Below are 9,387 nucleotides of genomic sequence, written 5' to 3'. Positions count from 1 at the left end.
ATCGATCGCGAGGCTCAAGGCACAACTATCAGTAGTTGAGCATTGCACTAGAAAATAGGGCCGCTACGCGGCCCCTTTTACAGGTTCAGCGCGATTCTCAGCCACCACAGCCATTGGTGCAATAGCCAGTCAGGACGGACCCGGTTCCAGCGGGACAAGACGCCATATATCCAGGGAGTTGGTTACCGAATCCGACAACGCACATGTAGAAATAAAGCTCCGCCGACGGGCTTCTGTATTGTCCGCCGGTATTAATCGTTCCGACGCCGCCACCGCCGGCGGCTTTCCAAATGCCGTTCACGCAAGATAAGGTTTTCCCGTTGTAAGCCCAGCCATCGGCGATGGTATACGCAGCCTTTGCGATCTGGCCTGTCGAGCACCCCCAAGTCTCTACCGCCCAACCCGGATTAAGACGCCCAGAACCCATGTCAGCGGTTTGATCGAGCGTCTGGTTTCCTTGAACATCCGAATAATTCAGCCACCGTCCAGACGCGATATCGTAGTAGCCAATGTTGCTGCGATTGGTCATCTGGTTGATCTGATAATTCCCGCTGGAATCTCGGAACTCAACGCCAGTCCATCCATTTTTCTGCCCCGCTATCGTCGTGGCGCCATAACTACCCTGTGAGCCAGATCCGAGGATTTGGTTGTTAGCAATATTGATACTCGGATCGGCTTGCTGCACCCAGGCACTCCAACCGCCACTAGCCGTGGCCGACTGTTGGTTTCGCTGCCAAACCCGCCCAACCGCAGCACCGGTCATCCCCACCACCCTCTGTGCAGCGTAATAGTTAGCGGTGTTTGTATGTCGATAGACCTCCACGAAAACCCAGTCCCCGCCAGCTGGTGAGTTGGGTAGCGCCACTCCGTTGTAGCATCGGCCATCAGTTTGCAGGTTATTCAGATCCGAAGTCGTGGAAACACACTTCCCGTCGCCGGGGGCCTTCCACAACCCGGCCTGGCAACTCAGAATCCCGCCCGCGCCATCCTGCGCAATGGCTCCGACGCTGGAGCAAGCGCCACCTGCTGTTTGAACGGAGTTCATCACGATGGGTGTGTTCATCTGGTTAAGCTCCGGGCGACCAGGTATAGGGTCGCGAGCCAAGAACGCTGATGAAGTGTCACCATTCTCAAACCAAAGGGCCATGGCTGGGCGCCCGGCTGCAACTCGAACGTTGCCGGCCGTGCCATCGCACTTTCGGTTCACATTGTTGACGAGGTTATCAAAGGTCGCCGTAGCAATGGCCCAACCGCCGACCGCACCACGAATAGTAGAGGGAGCAGACGCGTAGGTGCCACCACCGCTGCCGCCGATCACAGCGGCCATGCTGCCCAGAGAAAGGTCGTCTACGGTTTGGCCTCCTTCACTCACCACCATTGCCTGCAAGCGGTTGGCGGTTGGCTCCAGGACCAGTGCGCACATGCTTTGCCCATATGCATTCGTCGACAAAAATCCCGTAGTCAGGTTTCCTGCTGCGATGAGAGTAGGAACGTCAATCAGCGCGGGTGTCGTTGGCGTTGCTACGGCCTGGATAGACGCATAGTTGTCCTTGATGTAGGCGCGCGCTGCATCGCCGAAGGCTCGGACCTGACTTGCAGCCACTGTAACTTTGGTGTCGTTGGAAAACTGATCCGCAACCGCATACAGGCCAATCGACGCCGACGACACGATGGCCAGGCTAACGATGACCTCAAGGAGAGTTAGACCGCGCTGCGAGTTCTTTGTGTAAAACTTTGACATTTGTCACACCTTTACAGAGTTCAATCGCTCATTCACTTGTTTCCAGACGGCGCCCTGACCCGCGACACTCCTCAACGCGTCAGATTTTGAGATCTTTGCCGCCCTGACCAGATCAACCAGGCTTGCGGCCATGGAACGGGAAATCTTGTCCGTCGGATCCTCAAGCTCCCTATTTACTTTGTGGGGATCGGTGAGGTTTGCCGAAAACCCTTGATGATGATTGAACAAGAGCTCGGAGGCCAACACACCGGTAAGCTTGTCGACCGTCGGGACGATTGCATGATGAACCACACCCATCAAGGATGTCGCTAAGCCGGCAGTCCTGGCCAGCTCTTCACCAGGGAAAAACGACACCAATTTCTGCACTGCCCCGTAGGCAGAACTGGCATGCAGGGTTGCGATCACGAGATGCCCAGACTCCCCTGCGAGAATTGCATTTTCCGCAGTATCTCGGTCACGAATTTCGCCGATAACAATCACATCCGGCCGTTGACGCATCGCGCCACGCATACCCTCGAAAAACGACGGCGTATCGGCCCCAACCTCGCGCTGTGAAAACACAGACTTGTTGCGAACGAATTCATACTCAATCGGATCTTCGATCGTGACCACATGCGCGCTTCTGGTTGAATTGATGTAGTCAATGAGCGCAGCCATGGTCGTCGTCTTTCCGGACCCAGTAGGACCGGAAAGCAATATCAAGCCTTTGGGGTTCTCCACCATCAATTTCACAGACGGGGAGAGACCTGTCTTTTCAAGCGGCATGGGGGTTACAGGCGTCCGCCGTATGGACAACATTTTCTTGTCGCCGCGGTTGGCCAGGTACGCAGTCACCCGCAAGCGCCAACTGCCAACCAGGTACGGACGGCTGAAGCCACCGGTATTAGTAAGCAAGGACTGCCAGTCAGGCTCCATTGCCGACAGAATAAACTCGATGTCATCATTGCTATAGGCGCTGTCTGGAAACGGTGTCCAACCACTGGCATTTCGAAGCATGACGGGCTCGTCAGCGGACACGAGAATGTCACTAAAGGGCATCTCACTATCCACCACTGTGAGAAGTGCTCTGATGGTGGCGGCAGCGGACTGTGCAGAACTATCTTGATCCATGTTTACTTTCCAACAATGACAATTGAACCGTTCGGGACTAAGGCTGGAATCGTGATCCCCGTCGACAGGCCATTGGCACTTACCAAAGTGCCTGACGAACTCCGTCCGACCATGAAAGACTTTGATGTTTTTGTGTAAATCGTGTCGAGCAGCAAAGTCTCCGGGGATGGAGTGACTTCATAGACAAACAAGGTTCCGTTGGAGACAATGTTCGACCAGTTTGTCCTACGCTGATGACCCCAGAGGGGCGTAATCTGGCTGTCGCTCACAGCACCCGAGAAGCCGGTATTGGAGTTGAGGTAGTTAATGAGTTCTTCTCGATAGGCAAGCACGTCAGTCGCGGCGACACTGGCCTTGGCGGACATGTATTGATTCTCCTGTGCAGGCACATGGAGTGCGACCAGAAGTGCCATCATTGCCATGAAGAACGATGTGACAAGAAGCGGCATGGTCAGACCTTGCGTTGTCCTGATACGAGCATGCGATTCTTCTGAAGTTGCGTCACCGACTTCAACTGCTCGAACCGCCGCTGCCGGATCATCCCGCGGGCTCCTGGACCGTCCTCGGGCGTCATAAAGAGAGGCTCGACCATCAACTGCATTCTTGAACCCACCTTCTCAAGGCGTTGGTGAAGCACAGCAGTTATGCCGGTTGCGAGCATAGACAGCACGTCGTCGGAGGTGCTTCCGTCGGATTCGCCATTTGCGAGAGCGAACACTCGTTCGATAGCCATTGCCGGATTGTCGGAATGAGCGGTACACACCACCAATTTTCCATTGATGGACGCCCGAAGGGCCTCCTTAGCGGTTTCCGAATCTCGAATCTCGCCAAGGAAGATGAGCGACGGAGCCCAGCGAGCTGCCTGACGGCAGGCGTATCCAAACCCGCCCCGCTCCACCGGCGTTTGAAAGCAGACACCTTCACCATGGCGGCCGTGTAACGGCATTTCCGGCGGGTCTTCGATCGTGACAGCCACTCCCCCAAACTGGGAAATCCTTGCCTCGACGAGTGACGAGGCGGTTGTTGTCTTTCCGTGGCCGAAGGTGCCGCTGATGATAAAGAGCCCTTTCATATTGGGCTCAAGCATAAATTGAAGAAAGGACGGAGGTATGCCCAGTTCCGTAAGCTTCTTAATCTTGTCGCTGAGCCGGCGGAGGACAAACACCATCTCCTGTATCGTCCTCATCACCGAAACACGGTAGCTTATGTCGCAATGACGGAGCGGAAAGTCCTCGCGTTCTGGATTCTTCGCGAAATACTCCTCGCAGGATTGCCGCAAAGATTTGACCTCTTCAAGATGCTCCTCCCCGGGCGCAATGGGATCAGAGGTGTTGGGAACGCCAGACAACCATGCCGATCCCTCGGTGCCCAGATAGACGTCAGTGAAGACTAGATCTTTGAGAGGCATAGCAACAATCAGGCGGAAGTAAAGACGATCGTCTGCGTCGCTGCAGCAGCACATTGGGTCGAAGCGGTGGCGGGTCCAATAGGGAACGTGGTAATGGCCGCCTGAGAACCGACCTTGACGGAGACCCAACCAGTGGTCGCAGACAGCACGCTGGTGCAGATGTCAGTGGGCACGGCGGTGGCAGTGATGGAGAAGTTTGCAGTGGCGCCAACCACCGAAACTGCGCCGTTCTGGCTATTGGTAAGTGTGGGAGGTGTACCAGCGGTTACAGCGATGGTCGACGGCACTTTATTGGCGCTCACCAGGACCTGGTTCAAGTTGGCCGTACCGTAACCGCCCTGACCGTAGAAGACCTGCTTCGTTGCGGCACGGATCGCAGTGATCTCTGACGTCATTTGGGACGAACCCTGGCTGCTGGTTGCACTGGAATACAGCGCAAGGGCGCCGCCGATGACGAGAGCCAGAATTGCCAATGAGGCAATCAGCTCTATAAGGGTAAGACCTGCTTGGGATTTAAATTTGGAAACGGTTTTCATAGACACTTTCATAGATACCTCCGGGTTAAAAAAACAAACAAAACTAACTAGTGAATGCCGCGTTGAAGCAACTGCGTAAGCTGAAGTTGCATTGCAATGAGGCCAGAGACGACAAACGCAATAAGTGAACCGACGAGCATCAATGCGATGCCAAAAACGATCTTCATCAAGGCCTGGATTCGTTCAACGGACTCGCTAATCCAGTCATTGCCGATGATGCGCAAAGCTTCATCAAATCCCGACTTGGTGGCGTAGATGCGAATGTCTGAAATAATTTCTCTGTCCGGAAATTCGTATCCAGACTTTTGTAGTGATTCACCGAGGTCACGACCTGCACGTAGTCCCTTGAGCGCGGCTGCTGACCTCGTTGCAGCCCAGGCCGAGGCACCCTGCCCTAACTGCTCAATAGCCGACTCAACGCGGGTGCCGGCTTGCACAAGGGCTGAAAGTGCGATCAGCCAGGAAGAACCCTGCATAACACGGTAAATGCTATATGGCGGATAGCGATCCAGCCTCGTGCGGAGTGATGAGTTCCAAAGAGGAAGGGAGGCGAAAAAGGCGATCGTAAAAACGACCAGCAAAACCACCATCCAGATAAGCCAGTTTTGAACAAACGTTGACACGTCAATCATGAGCCTGGCCACGCCAAACCATGCGTCAGACTTAGCCGCTCTGGTAAACGCAGGGATGATCTTGAAGGCGAAGAGATAAAGAATGCCGAACGATAGGAGGGCCAGAAAAGCCGGATATGCAATGCCGCTAACAACGGCAGTCCGTATCTCCAATTTGGCCTTAGATACCCTCACGACAGAAAGCAGAGACTCACTGAGCTTGCCCGATTGTTCACCCGCTACGATCAACATGTATTCTTCTGTTGACACCCAGGGCATGACTACATCTGAAATCTTTCGCCCATTGTTGAGACCTCGAATCCAATCAACCAGCGCAAGTGCAAGTGGTGACGTCGGTTTATTCAGGGCCTTAAGCTCCTGCAGGGCCGGAATGATTGGTATGCCGTCTCCGAGCAGCTTGGACATCTTTTTCCACAGGCGTTGGCGCGTCTTCGCATCGTTCTTGAACTGGAACCTTGCGAAGTCAATGTTCAGCTGATCAAGATTCATTTGATGCACCCTCTTGGGCTAACGCCGGCTCCGGGAGGAGATTCAGCGGTCCAACCTCCTCCTCAGCCTGAAACGGGTCAACAATGCCCCTGTTGATCTTGACAATCGCCTGCTCCAGCATTGAGCTGCCACCGGTGCCGCGCCAATAGTTGATAGCGAGATGCCGATCGCCCTTGCGAATGAAATCCATGATTTTTTGGTCAGGCACGACGACTTCAGCGACCACTGTGCGCCCAGCAACACCACTCCCAGAACAATGCTCACAACCGAGTCCAGCGACATGGGCATTTGCCATGTCGATCGACCCCATCACGCGCATCTGGTCCTCGTGGGAAAAGTGATCGATGACGTCTCGCAACGGCCGCTTGCAATGAGGACAGAGGACTTTCAAAAGCCTCTGACAAATCATTCCGGTGACTATGGACGGATCCGCCATGATGTTCAACGACACCCCTAAGTCCACCATACGGTCAATGATGGCAAAGGCATTGTTGGCGTGTACGGTTGACCAGACCTGATGGCCGGTCATTGCCGCCCTCACGGCAAGTTGTACTGAGGGCGTGTCGCGCATCTCGCCAATCATGATGATGTTCGGATCAAGCCGCATCGTCGCCTTGATGGCGGCCTGGAACGCATTTGAGCGGTCTTCTTCGGTTTCAGCATTCGCAACCGGCGTCTGCACGATACCTGGCATCGGGTATTCAGGCGGGTCTTCTACCGTGATGATGTGCTTAGAGCCCTTGCATTCCGAGTGGATTGACAGAAGTGTGCGCTGAAGGGTTGTGGACTTGCCCGATCCAGTTGGGCCAGAAATAATGTTGATCCCCGTGGGCCTGCGCTTCATGGAGTCAACCTGGGCCTTTTGGCTTGGTTCATATCCCAGAGCGCAAATATCGGTTGACTTGTCCGTGTCGTTATAGAGCAGGCGAAGCACCATGACATTGCCATCAACCTGGGGTGTCGTTGCCACCCGAATTCCGTCAAGGCCCGGGGGAACCTTGTCTCGCCCAGAAATACGTGCATCTTGACGATTGTTCACGTCAAATGTTGCATCTGCGACGTCGCACATCGACGTGTAAATAGCGGAGCACATGAGGTGTCCCCAAGTCGCAGTGTCTTCTTGCACAAGATGCAAATCGTTGTGAATCCTGAAAAATACCTTCGTGCCACCTTTGTTGAATACACGAATGTGAATATCCGATGCCCGGCGCTCCACGGCCTTTTTAAATACAGTCTTTGCAGCCTTCTGCATCTCGCTTGCTTGCGCGACGAACTCATCCGCGTGCGAATTGTCGTGATGCATCTTCGCAATGACGTCCATCGCTACCTGCTGTACCACCGGAGGCGGAAGACCACTCTTGGCGCACTCGCCCTTTATGCGCTCGGTGTAGCTACGAACCGTCGCGTTGAAGAAGTGATCCTTCGACACCAGAAGCCGACCGTCTTCCCGATCAAAATAGACCAGTTTGTTCAGATCTGACGATGCGGATATAGGCTTTACGGCAGTGGGTGCCATTGATGCCGGTAATTTAGCAAGTGTCAACATAGGTAATCCCGGTCGGTTATCGCTGCATAGGGGGGACTGGAGGAAACTGCCCAAGCTGCCCTGGCAAAGTATTGGTACCAGCCATGGCACTGGATTCCCTCGTGACGGCACTCGAGCCGAAAGCCAGCCGCTGGATGTTCTTCCCCTTCAGGTCAGTGAGCACCACCTCATTGAGCGCGACTGAGGCAACCCTACGGTCGCCGATGACATCGCCTGTCTTGACGCGCTGCACCTGGTTGCCGGGAAACACCAGGACAGCTTCAAGCTGGCCCTTGAGCCCTGCAACAGAGACGACCGAAGGTGAGCCCGCAGCGCTGCCGAGGGGCGACGAGTAGGAGCCGGTGTCAAGAGTTGATAACTCCTTTTGCTTTGCCGCGATCTTCGTCTTGAGTTCCAACTGGCTCAGGCGCGCATTCAGGACCGTCATTTCCTCGGTGATGCGCTGAATTTCTGCAGCACTGGAGGCGCTTATGGATGAGGACGGCAAGGACAAGATAGCTGCTGCTGGCGGGGCCGCTGCAGGAGAAGCTGATTGAGCCTGGGCAGGTGATGCGGGCGCCGAGTTTTGGGCCTGCGCAGTGAACACACAAGCTGAGAAAAGAGATGCAACGAGTAGACGTTTAACGCTGAACATACTGAACCCCCGAAAGTGAATACTGGAATGCGCCAGATACAACGCTGTAAGTGATTTTCTGGATCCGGAGTCCAGGTGAATTGATCAGAGAGGCAACTTCGAAAGGCCCGATGCCAGTTTTGAACTCAATTGGGAGTGCGCTCCACGGCGGCGGCGGAGCGGGCTGGGCCGCTCCTCCCTGCTGGCCGGGAAGCGTTCTAGCGGGTTCGGGCTCGACTGGCGTGTCAATCTTCACGGAAACGCCATACCTCGAAGAAAGATCGATCAACCGAAGCACAGCGTCTTGTTGGTTGGGCAGTTGCTCCGAAAAGTCCTTTGGTCCTGCCACGGTGAACGGAACCGCCACAGATGCGGTAGTCCCATCTGAAGACACTTGCGCTTCCGGACGAGTCAGCTTGAGGTGGCTGATCCACGCATATTGGCTAGAGCGGCTCCAAGTGACCTGTAATCCATTCGAGCTGCACTCCATGGAGCTAAGGCTCCAATTGCCCGCGGTGTATCCGGTTTTGGCAATAGCCTCCTGGCAAGCTGCAGCAAACTCACCCGGAACTGGCAAGGTTGGCCACGGTTTGACCGGCGCAGCGGCCGTAGGTCGTTGGCCGCGCATAATCTCCTCGTTTTGAAGGCGAAGGGCTTCTGCAGCAGCGATCTTTTTCAAGTTCCAGACACGAAAACCATACAAGCCGCCAACGAGCAGGCCGAGAATGAGCAAAGTCGGGAAAAGGTACTTCGTAATGCGAAGGGAGACATCGCTCAATGCCCAGCGGCGATGTTTTTTTAGAGTTACCTCATTGAAGAAGTCTTCAAACCCACGTTCCTGGGAGTTCGGGATGTTCCAGTCACCTGGGCAAATAATGGCATCCCAATTGCCGTATGCGAAGTCTTCAGTGATTTGAACCCGAATTTCGTCACGAGTCCCGACCGAGTCTCCATCAGCCAGGATGACGCCGGCATGCGACATGACACGTAGGTACTGTTCCTTGTCATCCGGAATGGCGATAGCGACCAAAAAATTACGATGGGCGTCGTTCACGCCGACGATGTCGGCGATCAAAGCCGCAGCCGCAATCTGGCCGGATTTGCCGCCATCACTGCGACGGGCAAAGCCGACATGCGGCGACTCGGAACCCCTTAGAACCTTGAAATCGAATGACGACTCATCCGCAATATGCCGGATCTCCTTTGCGCGCGCTCCGCCAGCGCCGTGAACGGGGTGCCAGACGAGGCCGGCAACAAGTTCCAGCTTTTTCTTGCCCAGGTTGAATTCAATGATTCTCATGCTCAGCCTTGT

At 54.9% G+C, this 9,387-nt stretch carries 9 protein-coding genes; all 9 read right to left on the bottom strand.

Going from position 1 to position 9,387, the window contains the following annotated elements:
* Positions 1-97 precede the first annotated feature (97 nt).
* Positions 98-1,741 carry a shufflon system plasmid conjugative transfer pilus tip adhesin PilV gene (gene pilV, locus BPRO_RS26265; protein WP_011486089.1) on the bottom strand — a complete coding sequence of 548 codons (1,644 nt, stop codon included), beginning with the start codon at positions 1,739-1,741 and terminating at the stop codon, positions 98-100.
* A 3-nt stretch (positions 1,742-1,744) separates the two neighbouring features.
* On the bottom strand, positions 1,745-2,851 hold the full coding sequence (locus tag BPRO_RS26260; RefSeq protein WP_011486088.1) for a type IV pilus twitching motility protein PilT: 1,107 nt from the start codon (positions 2,849-2,851) through the stop codon (positions 1,745-1,747).
* A 2-nt stretch (positions 2,852-2,853) separates the two neighbouring features.
* Entirely contained in the window at positions 2,854-3,300 is a 447-nt protein-coding gene (gene pilM / locus BPRO_RS26255) for a type IV pilus biogenesis protein PilM (protein WP_011486087.1), read from the bottom strand.
* A 2-nt stretch (positions 3,301-3,302) separates the two neighbouring features.
* Positions 3,303-4,259 (bottom strand): ATPase, T2SS/T4P/T4SS family, encoded by a 957-nt coding sequence (locus tag BPRO_RS26250; protein WP_011486086.1) that lies wholly within the window; start codon positions 4,257-4,259, stop codon positions 3,303-3,305.
* An 8-nt stretch (positions 4,260-4,267) separates the two neighbouring features.
* The gene (locus BPRO_RS26245) at positions 4,268-4,795 is read right to left on the bottom strand and encodes a type 4 pilus major pilin (RefSeq protein WP_232291599.1); all 528 of its coding nucleotides are present in this window, start codon (positions 4,793-4,795) and stop codon (positions 4,268-4,270) included.
* Positions 4,796-4,842: 47 nt separating this feature from the next.
* Positions 4,843-5,916 (bottom strand): type II secretion system F family protein, encoded by a 1,074-nt coding sequence (locus tag BPRO_RS26240; RefSeq protein WP_011486084.1) that lies wholly within the window; start codon positions 5,914-5,916, stop codon positions 4,843-4,845.
* Complete coding sequence (locus BPRO_RS26235; protein WP_011486083.1) at positions 5,906-7,462, bottom strand: GspE/PulE family protein; 1,557 nt, start codon at positions 7,460-7,462, stop codon at positions 5,906-5,908. Before BPRO_RS26235 ends, BPRO_RS26240 begins: the two co-directional genes overlap by 11 nt.
* Before the next feature lie 16 nt (positions 7,463-7,478).
* A complete protein-coding gene (gene pilP, locus BPRO_RS26230; RefSeq protein ID WP_232291598.1) occupies positions 7,479-7,955 on the bottom strand; it encodes a type IV pilus biogenesis protein PilP in 477 nt (158 codons plus the stop codon).
* Between the two features lie 127 nt (positions 7,956-8,082).
* The gene (gene pilO2, locus BPRO_RS26225; protein ID WP_011486081.1) at positions 8,083-9,375 is read right to left on the bottom strand and encodes a type 4b pilus protein PilO2; all 1,293 of its coding nucleotides are present in this window, start codon (positions 9,373-9,375) and stop codon (positions 8,083-8,085) included.
* Positions 9,376-9,387: the final 12 nt, after the last annotated feature.

The organism is Polaromonas sp. JS666, assembly GCF_000013865.1.
Classification (GTDB): Bacteria; Pseudomonadota; Gammaproteobacteria; order Burkholderiales; family Burkholderiaceae_C; genus Polaromonas.
This window is presented reverse-complemented; position numbering and strand designations above follow the sequence as displayed.

Coding starts and splice junctions, on each gene's coding strand:
- pilV (WP_011486089.1), bottom strand. CDS start 1,741: ATGTCAAAGTTTTACACAAAGAACTCGCAGCGCGGTCTAACTCTCCTT.
- pilM (WP_011486087.1), bottom strand. CDS start 3,300: ATGCCGCTTCTTGTCACATCGTTCTTCATGGCAATGATGGCACTTCTG.
- BPRO_RS26240 (WP_011486084.1), bottom strand. CDS start 5,916: ATGAATCTTGATCAGCTGAACATTGACTTCGCAAGGTTCCAGTTCAAG.
- pilO2 (WP_011486081.1), bottom strand. CDS start 9,375: ATGAGAATCATTGAATTCAACCTGGGCAAGAAAAAGCTGGAACTTGTT.
- BPRO_RS26250 (WP_011486086.1), bottom strand. CDS start 4,259: ATGCCTCTCAAAGATCTAGTCTTCACTGACGTCTATCTGGGCACCGAG.
- BPRO_RS26260 (WP_011486088.1), bottom strand. CDS start 2,851: ATGGATCAAGATAGTTCTGCACAGTCCGCTGCCGCCACCATCAGAGCA.
- BPRO_RS26245 (WP_232291599.1), bottom strand. CDS start 4,795: ATGAAAACCGTTTCCAAATTTAAATCCCAAGCAGGTCTTACCCTTATA.
- BPRO_RS26235 (WP_011486083.1), bottom strand. CDS start 7,462: ATGTTGACACTTGCTAAATTACCGGCATCAATGGCACCCACTGCCGTA.